The following is a 15,222-nucleotide window of genomic DNA, read 5'->3' as shown; positions in this document are numbered from 1 at the left end:
CACGACCACCACTCACAGTTGCAGGAACGATGGCAGCGACGGCGGACGCGAACGTGCCAGCGATCCCCGGCTCGAGCTGGTGCGACGGAGGCGGAGGCCGACTACCGCCTGCCGACCGACGCGCACCAGTTCACGCTGCTCAACCGGCCTGCCGCGCCGCCGCCTCGGCCGGCACCAGCTCGACCTCGACGACGAGGTGGGCGGGGTCCTTGATCATGCCGGCGCGGTTCCAGGTCATCCCGACCTGCTCGCGGGTGACGGTGGTGCGACCTCTCAGCCGCAGGCGCCCGGCCGCGCCGGGGACGGCGGTGACGGGGAGCTGAAGGCGGACCGTGCGGTCGCGCACCTGCAGCCCGCCGACGACGAGCAGCGTGCCGTCGGCGCTGCGGGTGATCTCGGAGGCGGTGAACTCGACGGCCGGGTGGTGCTCGACGTCGAAGTAGTCGGGCGAGCGCAGGTGCTCGTCGCGTCTGGCGTTGCCGGTGTCGAGCGAGTCGGCCTCGATCGACAGCGACGCGGAGATCCCGTCGTGCCTCACGTTCAGCGCGCCCTCGAAGCGCGCGAAGCTGCCCTTCACGTTCACGAGGCCCCACAGCGTCTTGACCTCGAAGCCGACGCGGCTGCGGTCGCGGTCGGCGCGCCATCTGCCGAGCGCAAGGCCCTCGTTCGTCGTGATCGCGTCGCTGACGTCCTGGCTCATCTCACCCTCCGGATATCCGTGCGGACCGTTGGTCCGATTCTTTGCACGAACGTAGCACAAGCGGACTGACAGTCCGCATCGGTAGGATGATCAAGTGACCGACGACGTCCAGCCGCTCCCGCTCGCCGGCGTCGTCCCCGAGCGCGCCGACGCCGCCGCGAACCGGCTGCGGATCCTCGCCGCCGCGCGCCGGCTGATCTCCGAGCGCGGCGCGGAGCACACGTCGATGGACGACATCGCGGCCGCGGCCGGCGTCGGCAAGGGCACGCTGTTCCGCCGCTTCGACAGCCGCGCCGGCCTGACGCAGGCGCTGCTGGACGAGTCGATGCGCGCGTTCCAGGACGCGTTCCTGACCGGCCCGCCCCCGCTCGGCCCCGGCGCGCCGCCGGCCGCGCGCCTCGAGGCGTTCGTCGACGAGCTGATCGGTCTGCTCGACGAGCAGCTCGACGTGATGCTCGCCGCCGACTTCGCCGCCCGCGGCGGCGACCAGCCGAGCCCGTTCGGCACGCTCACCCTCCACGTCCGCACGCTCGTCAGCGAACTGAACCCGGCGCTCGACGCCGACACCGTCGCCGACCTCCTCCTCGGCGCCCTCGCCGCCGGCGTCGTGCACCGCCTCAAACGCGACCGCGGCGTCGACCTCGCGACCGTCCGAGCATCGGCCCGCGCGCTCCTGCGCGGGCTCACCTGAGGCAGTCGTCACCTCGTTCGCGGCCGCAGCGCTTCCCCGCTACCCTCGGCCGACCGAGCGCTCCGTGAAGCTCCTGCAAACGTTTGCCATCCGATCCGTTCCGGCATAGGATGCGGCGCGAAGGCGGTCCGGCCTTCGCACCACACCGGAAGGGATTACCGAGATGCTCCAGGCATGTTCCGACCGCGATCGGCGGGTCGCATGAGCGCGACGGCGGGCACTGCGACCGACGCGTTCACCGACAACGTCGAGTTCGTCGGCTACGACGATCTCGACGGGCGCTCGGGCTTCAAGCTCGCGCTGCACGAGGCGAACGGGCGCTTCTACCTCTACGTCGCCGCGCTGTGGCACTCCGGCTGGAGCATCGTCGACGTGACCGACCCGCGCGCGCCGCGCTTCGTGCGCTGGATCCCCGGTCCGCCGAACACGTGGACGATCCAGGTGCAGGTCGCCGACGGCAAGATGGTCACGAGCCTCGAGCACATGCCGCCGGCCTGGGGCGGACAGCCGGACCCCGCGCCGCAGGAGGGGATCCTGATATGGGACCTCGCCGACCCCGAGGACCCGCAGCTGCTGGGCCACTGGAGAGGCGGCGCGCGCGGCACGCATCGCAACTTCTACGCCGGCGGGCGCTATGTCCACGCGACGACGACGCTGCCCGGCTTCCACGGCCATCTCTACGGCATCGTCGACATGGAGGATCCGAGCGAGCCGCAGCTGGTCGGCCGCTGGTGGTGGCCCGGCCAGCACGTCGCGGGTGGCGAGCAGCTCAGCGCGCACGACGCCGCGAAGGGCAGGGAGTTCGGCAGAGTGCCGGCGATCTCGCTGCACGGCGCGCCCTACGTCGAGGGCAACCGCGCGTACGCCCCGTGGATGCGCGCCGGCCTCGTGATCCTCGACGTCGAGGACGTGACCGTCCCCAAGCTCGTCGGCTCGCTGTCGATGTCGCCGCCGTTCGGCAGCCGGATCGCGATGCACAGCGCGATCCCGCTGCCCGGCCGCGACCTCGTCGTGATCAACAGCGAGGCGATGAAGGAGCGCTGCGAGGAGCCGCTCAACTACGCCGGCATCGTCGACGTCAGCGACGAGACCGACCCGGTCCTGATCTCGCTCTTCCCCGTCCCCGACGTGCCCGAGGGCTACGGCCACGAGACGTTCGCCGACAAGGGCGGGCGCTTCGGTCCGCACAACCAGCACCAGCCGCAGGGCCAGCCGGTGCTGGAGCGGATCGGCGACCTGATCTACCTGACGTACTTCAACGCCGGCCTGCAGGTCTACGACATCAGCCGCCCGATCGCGCCGAAGCTCGTCGGCCACTACATCCCCGGCGACCCGGCCGAGCGCCGCGGCCTGCTCCCGACCGAGCTGGTGACGCAGGTCGAGGACGTCGTCGTCGACCGCCGCGGCTACGTCTACCTGTCGGAGAAGAACAGCGGCGTGACGATCGTGCGGTACACGGGCAACGACTGAGTCAGCGCGGCGTCGCCAGCGCGCGGGCCTGGGCGGCGGTCGCCTCGTGCGGCCATCGTCGGCGACCGCCCGCCCTACCTCCAGAGCATCCGCAGCACGTCGTCGCCGCCGTTCTGCAGCGGGCCGAGCGTCTCGCGGACCTCGGACAGGCCCTTGCGCAGCTCCGGGTCGCCGACCTCGACGGGCAGCAGCGAGTCCTGCAGCTCCGACAGCACGTCGTCGGCCGTGCCGGCCTCGTCGACGGCGTCCTGCACGAGGCTGCGGGCGCCGTGCCAGGCCGCGGGCGGCGGCGGCTGGACGAACGTGCGCGACGGCAGCCGTCTGCGCTCGGCGAAGTCGGCGTGGACGCGCCGGGCGCGGCCGTAGGCGCCCTGCAGCGGGCGGAACAGCAGCCGTTCCAACTCGTCGCCGCGCGACTCGTCGAGCTCCTCGTAGGCGACGCCGAGCCCGGCGATCGCGCGCCCCAGCCCGTCGATCGCCTCAGCGAGCGTGTCCAGCAGCTGCTGCTGCCCCTCCGCCGTCGTGTAAGCCATCCTCACAGCCTACGCCGCGACGATGCCGCGTTCGCCCCCTCGCCGGGACGCCACCCGCGCGCACACATCGTTAGCGTCCCGCGGCATGGCCCTCACGACCCCGGCGTACAGCGCCCCATCCACTGGTGTCACGCCGCAGCCGACGACGATCGAGCGGCGCGACGTCGGCCCGACCGACGTGCTGATCGACATCAGATTCTGCGGCATCTGCCACACCGACATCCACCAGGTCAACAGCGACTGGGGCAGGGGGATCTTCCCGATGGTGCCCGGTCACGAGATCGCCGGGATCGTCGCGCAGGTCGGCGCCGAGGTGACGAAGTTCGCCGTCGGCGACCGCGTCGGCGTGGGCTGCTTCGTCGACTCCTGCGGCGCGTGCGAATACTGCCGCGACGGCGAGGAGCAGTTCTGCGCCAGAGGCGCCGTGGCGACCTACGGCGGGCGCGACTACGACGGCAAGCCGACGAAGGGCGGCTACAGCCAGCAGATCGTCGTCAAGGACCGCTTCGTCGTGACGATCCCCGACAGCCTGCCGCTCGCCGACGCGGCGCCGCTGCTGTGCGCGGGCATCACCACGTACACGCCGCTGAAGCACTGGAACGCGGGTCCCGGCAAGCAGGTCGCGATCGTCGGGATGGGCGGGCTCGGCCACGTCGGCGTGCAGCTCGCGAAGGCGATGGGCGCCGAGGTGACGGTGATCAGCCAGACGCTCTCCAAGCGCGAGGACGGCCTCAGGCTCGGCGCCGACCACTACTTCGCCAGCTCCGACCCGGCGACGTTCAAGACGCTGCGCAACCGCTTCGACCTGATCGTCAACACGGTCGGCGCGAACATCGACCTCGACGCGCACCTGTCGCTGCTGCGCGTCGACGGCACGCTCGTGCACGTCGGCCTGCCGGCCGCGCCCGACTCGCTGCGGCTCGGCTCGCTGATCGGCAAGCGCCGCAGCATGGCCGGCTCCAACACCGGCGGCCTGCGCGACACGCAGGCGATGCTCGACTTCTGCGCCGAGCACGGCGTCGCGCCGTGGATCGAGCTGATCGGCGCCGACGAGATCGCATCCGCCTACGACCGCGTCGTCGCCAGCAAGGTGCGCTACCGCTTCGTGATCGACGCGGCGACGTTCTCGCATTAGTGCGTCGAAGGCTCCGTCTCGATCTCCGAGCGGTCGCCCGACCACAGCGTGTGGAAGACGCCGTCTCTGTCGATCCGTCTGTAGGTGTGCGCGCCGAAGAAGTCGCGCTGGCCCTGGATCAGCGCAGCGGGCAGGCGCTCGGAGGCGAGCGAGTCGTAGTAGGCGAGCGCCGAGGAGAAGCCGGGCACGGGGATGCCGGACAGCGCCGCGGTCGCGACGATCCGGCGCCAGGCCGCCTCGCCGTCGCGCACGGCCGCGGCGAAGTAGGGATCCTCGAGCAGCGTCGCGAGGTTCGGGTCGTTGTCGTACGCCTCGACGATGCGGTTGAGGAAGCGCGCGCGGATGATGCAGCCGCCGCGCCAGATCTTCGCGATGTTGCCGAGTCTGATGTCCCAGCCGTACTCTCTCGCGCCGGCGATGATCGCGTCGAAGCCCTGCGCGTACGCGACCATCTTGGAGGCGTAGAGCGCCGCGGCGACGTCGTCCTCGAAGTTGTCGCCCGGCTGCTGGATCTCGGGCCGCGACTCGACCGTCGCCTGCACCGCCGCGCGCTGCTGCGGCTTGCTCGACACGGCGCGTGCGAAGACGGCCTCCGCGATCCCGCCGACCGGCACGCCGAGGCCGACCGAGTTCTGCACCGTCCAGACGCCGGTGCCCTTGGAGCCGGCCTCGTCGCGGATCACGTCGACGAGCGGGCCGCCCGTGGCGGCGTCCTTCTGCCGCAGCACCTCGGCGGTGATCTCGATCAGGTAGGACTCGAGGTCGCCCTTGTTCCAGGCCGCGAAGACGTCGGCGATCGCGTCGACGTCGTGGCCGCCGACGCGGCGCAGCAGGTCGTAGGACTCCGCGATCAGCTGCATGTCGGCGTACTCGATGCCGTTGTGGATCATCTTCACGAAGTGGCCGGCGCCGTCGGTGCCGACGTGCGTGACGCACGGCTCGCCCTCGGCGACGGCGGCGATCGAGGCGAGGATCGGCCCGAGCGTCTCGTACGCCTCGGCGGAGCCGCCGGGCATGATCGACGGCCCTCTCAGCGCCCCCTCCTCCCCGCCCGAGATGCCGGCGCCGACGAAGTTCAGGCCGCGCTCGCGCAGGTCCTTCTCGCGGCGGATCGTGTCGTGGAAGTTCGCGTTGCCGCCGTCGACGATGATGTCGCCGTCCTCGAACAGGCCGGCGAGCTGCTCGATCACCGCGTCGGTGCCGCTGCCGGCCTGGACCATCACGATCGCCGTGCGCGGCTTCGCGAGCGAGTCGACGAACGCCTCGATGCTCTCGCTCGCGACGAACCCGGCCTCGGGATGCTCCTCGACGAGCGTGCGCGTGCGCTGCGGCGAGCGGTTGTACACCGCGACCGTGTTGCCCTCGCGGCTGGCGAGGTTGCGCGCGAGGTTGGACCCCATCACGGCGAGGCCGACGACACCGATGTTCGCGGACGATCTGTTCTGACTCATGGGCTCATCCTAGAACGGCCGATCGGGTTTGCCGGTATGGCAAGAGGGCTTGTCGACCGCCCTGCCGTTCGCGAGACTCAGTCTCATGGAAACGACCTGGGACTGCACCATCGTCGGCGGCGGAGCGGCCGGGCTGAGCGCCGCGCTGATGCTCGGGCGAGCGCGCCGCCGCACGCTGCTGATCGACGCCGGCGAGCCGAGCAACCGCCACGCGCACGGCGTCGGCGGCCTGCTCGGCCACGACGGCCGCCCGCCGGCCGAGCTGTACGCGCTCGGCCGCGAGCAGCTGGGGAGATACACGAGCGTCGAGGTGCGCGACGGGGAGGTCGTGGGCGGGGAGCGGATCGGCGACCGCTTCACCCTCACCCTTGCCGACGGCAGCCGCGAGCTGACCCGCCGCGTCCTGCTCGCGACCGGGATGGACTACCGACCGCCGGCCGTGCCGGGCGTGGAGCAGCTGTGGGGGACGACCGTCTTCCACTGCCCGTTCTGCCACGGCTGGGAGGTGCGCGAGCGCCCGCTCGGCGTGCTCGACGACAACCCCGACAGCGGCGTGCACCGCGCGCTGCTGCTGCGCTTCTGGAGCGACGACGTGGTCCTCTTCACCAACGGCCCGTCGACACTCGACGCCGCCGCGCGCGAGCGCCTCTGGGCCGCGAACGTCGCCGTCGACGAACGCCGCGTCGAGCGCCTCGTCGCCGACGACGCCGGCGCGCTCGCCGCGATCGCCTTCGCCGACGGCACGCAGGCAGAGCGCAACGGCCTGCTCGTCCCCGCCCCGCTGCACCAGCGCTCCGCCCTCGCCGAACAGCTCGGCGCCACCCCCTCCCCCGAGCCCGGCCCTGTCGCCGTCGACCCGGTCGCCGTCGACCAGATGTTCCTCACCGCCGCCCCCGGCGTCTTCGCCGCCGGCGACCTCAGCGGCACGATGCCCTCGGTCCCCAACGCGATGGCGGCCGGCGCGACGGCCGGGGCGATGGTGGTGCAGAGCTTGATGGCGGAGCAGCGCGGGTAACTACACTATTTCAGTCGTCTTTATTGGGTTTTCCGCGCAGGCAACCGCACAGGAGGCACCGTGAGCGTCACCGACGAGCTCGTCCGCAACGCCGAGGCGTACGCCGCCAGCTTCGACAAGGGGGCGCTGCCGCTGCCGCCCGGGCGCAGAATCGCGATCGTCGCGTGCATGGACGCGCGGCTCAACCCCTATGGGCTGCTGGGGCTGTCGGAGGGTGACGCGCACGTGATCCGCAACGCCGGCGGGGTCATCACCGACGACGAGATCCGCTCGCTGACGATCTCGCAGCGGTTGCTCGGCACGCGCGAGATCGTGCTGATCCACCACACCGACTGCGGCATGCTGACGTTCACCGACGACGCCTTCCGCCGCGAGGTGCAGGACGACACCGGGATCAAGCCCGAGTGGGCGCCGGAGTCGTTCACCGACCTCGACGAAGACGTGCGCCAGTCGCTCGCCCGCATCCACGCCTCACCCTTCATCCCCCACAAGGAGTCGGTCCGCGGCTTCGTCTACGACGTCGCGACCGGCGCCCTGCGCGAGGTCGAGCGCACGCCGTAGCGACCGCCGACTGGCCAGTCAGCCAAACTTCTCAGGAGGCGGCACGAAACTGTCACCGCGGCAGTTTCGCGCCGCGAAAGCGCCAGCATCTTTGGCGCACCTGATTGCCGACGATGTAGTGATGGCACGGTCGCGGATGCGGAATCGCGGAGAGGGAATGATCTCTCTGCTCAGCACGCGGCGCCAAGGGTCGGCAGAAGGGGTCGAGACCAGCATGATCACACGCTCGGAGAGTTCAATCCGGGTCGGCTCGACGTACGAGCTGGCCGCCAAGATGGACGCTGCCGCGCTCGTCGCGCGCGGGCTGGAGGACGTGGGGTTGTCGCTGTCGCTCGACGCCGCTCCCGGCGGTCGCGTGCGGATCGAGCTGCGCAGCGCCTCCGGCGAGCCGCTGCGGGAGCTCTCCTACGCGGAGCTGTTCGGCCTGTTCGACCTCGCGCCGAGCGAGCTCGACGCATGGGCCGCGAGAGCCGTCCACGACACGTCGTTCGCCTGAGCGCGTCGGTCAGGAGGCTGGCGCCATGTCGCCCATCGAGGTGGCGCAACATCGCTCTATGATCGACCGCGTGGCCGCTTCGCACACCACAGGCGAGGCGCAGGCGAATCTGACGACGACGGGCGTCGACCGGGATGCGCTGCTGACCGATGTCGCGCAGCACCTGATCGCCGTGGCCGGCGTCGCGGGCGCCGACGGCGCCAAGGTCGCGCTGCCGGACCTCGACGGCCGCCTGACCGTCGTCTCGGCGGCCGGATCGGCCTGCGCCGCGGTCGGCACCCACCTGCCGCTCGACCTCGCCGCCCTGCGACTCGCTCCGGCGGGCGCGCCCGCGACCGTCGTCATCGACGACTGGAGCGTCGCGCCCGACCGCACCTACGCGCGCTGGATGGAGGCGCGCGGCGTGCGCAGCAGCGTGCTCGCGACCGTCTGCGCCCCCAACGAATCGCTCGGCCTGATCGCCGTCCACTCGCGCGCGCACCAGGCCTTCGACGCAGGCGATGCGGGGCGCGTGAGGCTGCTCGCCCAGCTCGTCGGCTCGGTCGTGCACCACGCCTGGCTGGAGCGCAGCGTCGAGCGCCACGCGCTGCTCGACGAGGTCACCGGCATCCCCAACCGCGTCGCGCTCGAGCGACGTCTCGCCGAGACGATCGCGAGCACCGGCGACAGCACGGAGTTCGCCGTGATCGCGATCGACATCCACGGCATGGCCGACGTCAACGACGCGCTCGGCCATCGCGCCGGCGACGCGGTCCTCGCCGACGCCGCGCGCCGGCTCTCCGGCGCGCTGCCGGCGGCCTTCTTCGGCCGCATGGCGGGCGTGCGCTTCGTCGCGATCGTCGAAGGCGTGCGCGGCGAGATCGCGGCCCGGCGCGTCGCGCAGTCGATCCTCGACGGGCTCGGTGCCGTGCACGCCGGCGACGGCACGCCGGTGCGTCTGAGCGGGCACGCCGGCGTCGTGCTCGGCCCAGCCGGCAACGTCGAGGCAACCGAGCTGCTGCGCGACGCCGACATCGCGCTGCGCGAGGCGAACGCCGACGACGACCGCCGCATACACGTCTTCACGCCGCGCGCGCGGGAGCGCCTGCTGACGCAGCTGCGGATCGAGCGCGAGCTGGCGGTCGCGCTCGAGCGCGACCAGCTGGTGCTGCACTACCAGCCGATCCTGTCGGCCGCCGGCGGCGAGACGATCGGCGTCGAGGCGCTCCTGCGCTGGCGCCACCCGGAGCGCGGGATCGTCGCGCCGGGCGAGTTCATCCCCGTCGCCGAGGCGACCGGGCAGATCGTCGAGATCGGCACCTGGGTGCTGGCCGAGACCTGTCGGCAGATCGCGCGCTGGATCGAGCAGGATCCCGAGCACGACCCGCCGCCGGTCTCGGTCAACCTGTCCGCCCGGCAGCTCGCCGACCGGACGCTTCCAGGCCGTCTTGCGACCGCGCTCGCCGCCACCGGCATCCCCGCGTCGGCGCTCACGCTGGAGCTGACCGAGTCGAGCGTGATCGACGGCGCCGGCGACCCCGTCGAGATGCTGACGATGCTGAAGCGGATCGGCGTGAAGGTGCTGCTCGACGACTTCGGCACCGGCTACTCGTCGCTGGCCTATCTGCGGCGGCTGCCGGTCGACGGCCTCAAGATCGACCGCTCGTTCGTCCAGAGCATCAAGCGCGCGACCGACGCGACGCCGATCATCGACGCGATCGTCGGGATGGGCCACGCGCTCGGGCTGACGGTCGTCGCGGAGGGGATCGAGACGGAGGAGCAGCTGACCGCCGTGCGCGCCGCCGGCGTCGACGCGGTCCAGGGCTTCCTGTTCGCGCGGCCGTCGGTCTCCGGGCGGACCGTCACGCGCCCGCGACCCGCCTCGTTCGCGCCCGGCCTGCGCCCGCTCGCGCGCACCGACGTCGACGACACGATGACGCTGGGCGCGGTAGCGCGCGTGCTCGGCGTCTCGCCGAGCACGATCCGGCGGCTGGCCGACGAGGGGGCGCTGCGCGGCGTGCGCACCAGCGGCGGCCATCGCCGCTTCCGGCGCCGCGACGTGCAGGAGCTCGCCCGTCGCCGCTCCGCCGGGGCGCTGCTGAGCGCACAGGAGCTGCCGGACGGCGCGATGGCCGCGACCGCCGACCTGCTCGCGCGCAGCGGCGACGCGCTGATGGAGCGCGCCGCGCGCGTGACCTACGACGCTTGGAGCAGCGGCTGGTTCGCCTCCGCGGCCGGCCAGGAGCTGGGCCGCGAGTGGCTCGCAGCGCTCGGCGCCGCCGTCCGCACCGGCGCTCAGCGCGACGCGCTCGAGGCAACCGTGCGGTTCCTCGACGCGGCGGCGCTCGCGGGCGCGCGGCTGGCGGAGTGCAGCCGCTTCGTCTCGCAGCTGTCCGCGCTCGTCGTCGCCGAGCTGGTGCGGCTGCGTGCGCCCGCCCAGGAGGTCGCGAACGTGCGCCGGCTGCTGCCGCAGGCGCTCGAAGCGCTCCTCGAGCACGTCGATCCGGCTCGCTGAGAAGCTCGCGACGCCGGGCTGAAAGCTGTCAGGCAGGCGTGGCTCCGGCCAGAAGCTCCCACTGTCTGACCGCTCCCGCACCGGCCGTCGATGCCATCCGGGATGGGATCACGACGGAAGGGAACGCAGGTGCGCAGACGAGCTTGGACCACCGGCCTCGCGCTCGCGGCGCTGCTCGCAGTGCCGCTCGCCGCGACAGCCAGCGCGACAGCGGCGACGTTGACAGTCAACGACGACGCGGGCGGAGCCGGGCCCGCGGGCGCCACCTGCGCGCAACCGGACTTCAGCGGGATCGCGGCCGCGGTCGCCGCGGCCGGCGCGGGCGACGAGATCCTCGTCTGCGACGGCACCTACGCCGGCGCGGTCACGATCGCGACGCCGGGGCTGACGATCGCCGGTGGTGGCGGCGTGACGATCACCGCGCCCGGCAGAACGGCGATCACGGTCGCCGCGGGGGCCGACGGCGTGGCGCTGCGCGGACTGACGCTGACGGGCTCCGCGAACGGCCTGCTCGTCACCGGCGCGGTCTCCGACGGGCTGCTGCAGGACCTCGCCGCGACCGGCAACGCGCAGGCTGGCGTCGAGGTCAGAGGCGGCGGCGCGATCTCCGGCTGGCGCCTGGAGCGCGTGCGCGCGAGCGGCAACGCGCTGGGCCTCAGCGTGCGCGGCCACGCGAGCGGGCTGACCGTCTCCGGCAGCAGCTTCGACGCCAACAGATACGGGCTCTACGTCGACGATGCCGGCAGCGACGTCGCCGGCGTCTTCGACCATGTGCAGGTGAGCGCCACCAGCTTCGACCGCAACCAGCAGGGCGGGATCTATCTGGAGGCGCTGAACGACGTCGCGTTCGACGGCGTCACCGTGCAGGACACGGGCGCCGGCGTCGCGCAGCCGACCGGGTCGCTCAACGGCATCGACGTGAACGTCAAGTACGGTGACTTCGCCGGGCTTCGCGTCGCCGACGCGATCGTGCGCGGCAACGGCGGCCCGGGCTTCGCGATCAAGGGCCGCAACGACGACGCGTACGCGAGCGATCCCGCGACGCTGCGCGACGTCGAGCTGCGCAGCGTGCTCGCGACCGGCAACAGAAGCGGGGCCGAGTTCGGCAACGCGGTCAGCGGCGTGCGCGTGACGCAGTCGCGCCTCGACGGCAACGCGACCGTGGGCATCAAGAGCTATGCCGATGCGACGAGCGGCGGCGGTGGCGATGGCGGCGGTAGCGGTGATGGCGGCGGCGACGGCGCGGCCGTGACGATCGACGCGCGCGGCAACTGGTGGGGCTGCGCGGCCGGGCCCGGTCACCCGGGCTGCGCCGACGCGCTCGTCGAGGACGGGCACGCGTCGATCGACGCGGGAGATCCCGCTCCCGCCCCGCTGCTGGCAAAGCGGCACGTCAGCGTCGGCGGCGACGACGCGGGCAACTTCTGCCTCTCCCCCGCGCACCCGTGCGCGACCGTCCAGCATGCGATCGACGTCGCCGTCGAGCGCGACACGGTCGCGATCGCCCCGGGCAGCTACCAGGAGGGCCGCACCGACTTCAGACCCGGCGGCCGCTACGGCATCGCCGGGACGCAGCGCTACGGCCTCTTCCTCGACAAGCCGCTGACGCTCGAGGGCGTCGATGCCGGCGGCGCGCCGATCGTGGACGCCGACGCGGTCGCGGCGACGATCCTCAGCAGATACCAGGCCGGCTACGGCACCAACATCGCGGTGATGGCGCGCGACGTGCACGTGCGCGGACTCGAGATCACGCCGACCGCCGGCACCACCGCGGAGGTCAACAAGGTCTTCGAGGTCCACGCGAGCGGCTTCGAGCTGCGCGACTCCGTCGTCACGGCCGGCACGACCGCGGCCGGCGCGCCGGCACCGTCAGCGTCGGCGGTCTACTTCAACGGCAACGCGACGCCCGGCGAGCTGGAGGCGGCGACGGTCGCCGGCAGCCGGCTGCGCGGCAGCGTCACGCTCACCAACGGCGCGGGCGCCGAGTCGTGGACGCGCGGCGACTCCGCGATCGTGCTCGACGGCAACGCGATCGACGGCGACTACCTGCCCGCGCTCCGCGTCGACTCGCGCGTCGGCGCCCAGTCGTGGCTGCAGGGCGAGACGGGCCTGCCGGCGCTGCGCGGCAACACGCTCGCGGCGACCGGCGACGACGGCCGGCTCGCGCTCGTGCGCGGCGACGGGCTCGCCGACGGCGGCAACATCAGCCAGGCGCAGCTCGACGCGTTCGTCGACGACCTCTACGCCGACAACAGCGTGCCCGGCGCGAACCTCGCCGACGGCGGGCACGTCGCGACGACGCCGGACCCCGCCACCGGCACGCGCCAGGCCGAGGTCTTCGGCACGCTGCAGGCGGCGATCGACGCGGCCGGCGCAGGCGGGACCGTGCGCGCCGGCGCCGGCACCTTCGCCGAGCAGCTGGTCGTCGACAAGCCGCTGACGCTGCGCGGCGCGGACGCCGGCGCGGACGGACGCGAGCGGGCGGGCGCGGCGGGTCGAGCGGGCGCGGCGGGCGGAGCGGCGCGCTTCGGCGCGAGCGGTGCGGCGCGGGCGCACGACACGACGCACGCAGTCGCGGCGGCCGCCGACGACGGATCCGGCGCGACGGTGATCGCCGGGCCGGCGGACCATCCCGGCGCGGTCGTGCGGGTCGCCGCCGACGGGGTCACGCTCGACGGCTTCACGATCACGCCCGGCGGCGCGGGGGCGCCGTCCGGCGTCGCCGTCGACGGCAGGGACACGCGGATCGTCAACGACGTCGTGACCGGCAACGGCTACGGCGTCAGCGCCAGCGGGCGCGACGTCAGCGGCCTCGTCGTCGCGGGCAACGCGTTCGTCGCCAACGACCGCCGGCCCGACGCGCACGCGGTCATGCTGGCCGGCGTCTCCGGCTCCGGCGTCAGCGTCACCGGCAACGCCTTCAGCGGCACCGGCGACGGCGCCGGCGCCAGAGCGGCGATCGCGCTGAGCGGCACGCCCGGCGATCCGATCGCGGACGTGGACGTGAGCGGCAACAGCAGCCGCGGCGACGGCTCGTTCGTCGTGCTCGGCGAGGTCGCTGGCGCGACCGTCAGCGGCAACGACGTGCGCGAGGCGACCGGGCCCGCGATCCTCGTGTCGGGCAGCGCCAGAGCGCTCGCGATCGAGGACAACGCGCTGCGCGACGGCGGGTCCGGCGTGGCGCTCGGCGATCCCGGCGGCAACGGTGCGCCGACGTTCGAGGGCGTCACCGTGAAGGGCAACACGATCAGCGGCATGAGCGGCGCGGGCGTCGAGATCGCCGCCGCGGCGAGCTTCGGCGAGCAGGCGCTGAGGCTGGAGGGCAACGACCTCGCCGGCAACGGCGCCACCATCGCCAACCAGTCGCCGACGCCGCTCGACGCGACGAACTCGTGGTGGGGCTGCAACGCCGGTCCGGATGGCGGAGCGGGCTGCACGGCGCTGCCGGGCGGCACGATCGCCGCGCCGTGGACCGTGATGTCGCTGAGCGCGGCCGACACGATCGTCGGGCCGGCGCGCCAGACGACCGTCACCGCCGACTTCACGCGCAACTCCGCGGGGTTCTCGATCCCCGGCGGCGGAGTGCCCGACGGGACCGTCGTGACGTTCGCGTCGAGCCAGCCGGGCTGGACGGTCAGCGCGACCGCCGCGACGGTCGGCGGCAGAGCGACCGCGACGCTCGCCGCCCCCGCGGCGATCGGCGCGACGAGCGTGCAGGCGACGCTCGGTGCGCAGGTGCTGGCGACCGAGGTCGCCGTCCCCGGGCTCCTGCCCGACGCCGAGTCGATCGCCTTCGGCACGCAGGCGCGCACGACGCTCGGTCCCGCCCGGCCGGTCGTGCTGACGGCCGCGGCCGGCCCGCTGGAGCCGACCCGCGTGCGCGTCACCGGCGCCGCGGCGAACGAGTTCCTCGTCTCGTCCGAGTCGTGCAGCGACGCACCGCTCGCGATCGGCGAGAGCTGCACCGTGTGGATCCGCTTCGCGCCGAGCGACAGCGGCCCGCGCGCGGCGCAGCTCCACGTCGCCGTCGCGACCGGCGCAGCAGCCGAGGTCACGCTCAGCGGCGTCGGCGGTGAGCTGCCGACCGGGCCGGAGGGACCGACCGGGCCGGAGGGACCGACGGGGCCCGGCGGAACGCAGGGACCCAGCGGTCCGCAGGGCACCGACGGTCAGCCCGGGCCGGCGGGTGCGCAGGGCCTCACCGGGCCGCAGGGAGCCGGCGGCCCGAGCGGGCCGGCGGGCGCCGTCGGTCCGCAGGGACCTGGCGGCGCGGCCGGCAAGACGGGGCCGCAGGGCAGACCTGGCCGCGACGCGCGCGTGAGCTGTCGCGTCACGCGCAGCGGCGGCCGCCAGCGCGTGACGTGCACCGTCAGACGCGGCGGCAGCGCCAGAGGCGCCGCCGCGACGCGCGCCGGCACGCGCGCACGGCTCATGCGCGGCCGGCGGACCTACGCGATCGGGACCGTCGCGCACCTGCGCACGACGCGCCCGATCGCCCGCGGCCGCTACCGCCTGCAACTCGGCGGCGGCGCACGCGCGGTCGTGGTCCCGGTCAGCGTGCGCTGAGGCGACGGGCGCACGCGCGGTGGTGATCCCGGTCAGCGTGCGCTGAGGCAGCGGCGCACGCGCGGTCGTAATCCCGCCAGCGTGCGCCGCAGCGCGCTCGCGGCCCGTCG

General features: G+C 73.5%; 11 protein-coding genes. 8 read left to right on the top strand and 3 right to left on the bottom strand.

Features of this window, described 5'->3' with window-relative positions:
• Positions 1 to 139 precede the first annotated feature (139 nt).
• Positions 140 to 700 carry a YceI family protein gene (locus Q7L65_RS18290; RefSeq protein ID WP_304723301.1) on the bottom strand — a complete coding sequence of 187 codons (561 nt, stop codon included), beginning with the start codon at positions 698 to 700 and terminating at the stop codon, positions 140 to 142.
• A gap of 94 nt (positions 701 to 794) precedes the next feature.
• Between Q7L65_RS18290 and Q7L65_RS18285 the strand changes: the two genes are divergently transcribed.
• Together Q7L65_RS18285 and Q7L65_RS18280 are read left to right on the top strand one after the other, a co-directional pair.
• Positions 795 to 1,391, top strand: a complete 597-nt coding sequence (locus tag Q7L65_RS18285; protein ID WP_304723299.1) for a TetR/AcrR family transcriptional regulator — start codon at positions 795 to 797, stop codon at positions 1,389 to 1,391.
• Positions 1,392 to 1,592: 201 nt separating this feature from the next.
• Positions 1,593 to 2,861 carry an LVIVD repeat-containing protein gene (locus Q7L65_RS18280; RefSeq protein WP_304723297.1) on the top strand — a complete coding sequence of 423 codons (1,269 nt, stop codon included), beginning with the start codon at positions 1,593 to 1,595 and terminating at the stop codon, positions 2,859 to 2,861.
• Positions 2,862 to 2,935: 74 nt separating this feature from the next.
• On the opposite strand, the gene Q7L65_RS18275 is transcribed toward Q7L65_RS18280, so the two are convergent.
• Positions 2,936 to 3,394 carry a hypothetical protein gene (locus Q7L65_RS18275; RefSeq protein WP_304723295.1) on the bottom strand — a complete coding sequence of 153 codons (459 nt, stop codon included), beginning with the start codon at positions 3,392 to 3,394 and terminating at the stop codon, positions 2,936 to 2,938.
• A gap of 85 nt (positions 3,395 to 3,479) precedes the next feature.
• Between Q7L65_RS18275 and Q7L65_RS18270 the strand changes: the two genes are divergently transcribed.
• Positions 3,480 to 4,529 (top strand): NAD(P)-dependent alcohol dehydrogenase, encoded by a 1,050-nt coding sequence (locus Q7L65_RS18270; protein ID WP_304723293.1) that lies wholly within the window; start codon positions 3,480 to 3,482, stop codon positions 4,527 to 4,529.
• Here the strand turns inward: Q7L65_RS18270 and gndA are convergent.
• On the bottom strand, positions 4,526 to 5,980 hold the full coding sequence (gene gndA, locus Q7L65_RS18265) for an NADP-dependent phosphogluconate dehydrogenase (RefSeq protein ID WP_304723292.1): 1,455 nt from the start codon (positions 5,978 to 5,980) through the stop codon (positions 4,526 to 4,528). The genes Q7L65_RS18270 and gndA overlap by 4 nt on opposite strands.
• An 85-nt stretch (positions 5,981 to 6,065) precedes the next feature.
• On the opposite strand from gndA, the gene Q7L65_RS18260 reads away from it, so the two are divergent.
• From Q7L65_RS18260 to Q7L65_RS18240, 5 genes are all read left to right on the top strand, one after another.
• Positions 6,066 to 6,995 (top strand): NAD(P)/FAD-dependent oxidoreductase, encoded by a 930-nt coding sequence (locus Q7L65_RS18260; RefSeq protein WP_304723290.1) that lies wholly within the window; start codon positions 6,066 to 6,068, stop codon positions 6,993 to 6,995.
• 60 nt (positions 6,996 to 7,055) lie between these two features.
• A complete protein-coding gene (locus tag Q7L65_RS18255; protein WP_304723288.1) occupies positions 7,056 to 7,556 on the top strand; it encodes a carbonic anhydrase in 501 nt (166 codons plus the stop codon).
• 214 nt (positions 7,557 to 7,770) lie between these two features.
• Positions 7,771 to 8,052: a hypothetical protein gene (locus Q7L65_RS18250; RefSeq protein ID WP_304723286.1), complete on the top strand. Its 282-nt coding sequence runs from the start codon at positions 7,771 to 7,773 to the stop codon at positions 8,050 to 8,052.
• A gap of 70 nt (positions 8,053 to 8,122) precedes the next feature.
• Positions 8,123 to 10,546: an EAL domain-containing protein gene (locus Q7L65_RS18245; RefSeq protein WP_304723285.1), complete on the top strand. Its 2,424-nt coding sequence runs from the start codon at positions 8,123 to 8,125 to the stop codon at positions 10,544 to 10,546.
• 129 nt (positions 10,547 to 10,675) lie between these two features.
• Positions 10,676 to 15,112, top strand: a complete 4,437-nt coding sequence (locus Q7L65_RS18240) for a right-handed parallel beta-helix repeat-containing protein (protein ID WP_304723282.1) — start codon at positions 10,676 to 10,678, stop codon at positions 15,110 to 15,112.
• Positions 15,113 to 15,222 lie beyond the last annotated feature (110 nt).

It is taken from the genome of Conexibacter sp. CPCC 206217 (genome assembly GCF_030646165.1).
GTDB lineage: Bacteria > Actinomycetota > Thermoleophilia > Solirubrobacterales > Solirubrobacteraceae > Conexibacter.
This window is presented reverse-complemented; position numbering and strand designations above follow the sequence as displayed.

What these genes read in the sequence shown, in the direction of transcription:
- Q7L65_RS18290 (WP_304723301.1), bottom strand. Translation starts at nt 700, where the DNA reads ATGAGCCAGGACGTCAGCGACGCGATCACGACGAACGAGGGCCTTGCG.
- Q7L65_RS18280 (WP_304723297.1), top strand. Translation starts at nt 1,593, where the DNA reads ATGAGCGCGACGGCGGGCACTGCGACCGACGCGTTCACCGACAACGTC.
- Q7L65_RS18275 (WP_304723295.1), bottom strand. Translation starts at nt 3,394, where the DNA reads ATGGCTTACACGACGGCGGAGGGGCAGCAGCAGCTGCTGGACACGCTC.
- Q7L65_RS18270 (WP_304723293.1), top strand. Translation starts at nt 3,480, where the DNA reads ATGGCCCTCACGACCCCGGCGTACAGCGCCCCATCCACTGGTGTCACG.
- gndA (WP_304723292.1), bottom strand. Translation starts at nt 5,980, where the DNA reads ATGAGTCAGAACAGATCGTCCGCGAACATCGGTGTCGTCGGCCTCGCC.
- Q7L65_RS18260 (WP_304723290.1), top strand. Translation starts at nt 6,066, where the DNA reads ATGGAAACGACCTGGGACTGCACCATCGTCGGCGGCGGAGCGGCCGGG.
- Q7L65_RS18250 (WP_304723286.1), top strand. Translation starts at nt 7,771, where the DNA reads ATGATCACACGCTCGGAGAGTTCAATCCGGGTCGGCTCGACGTACGAG.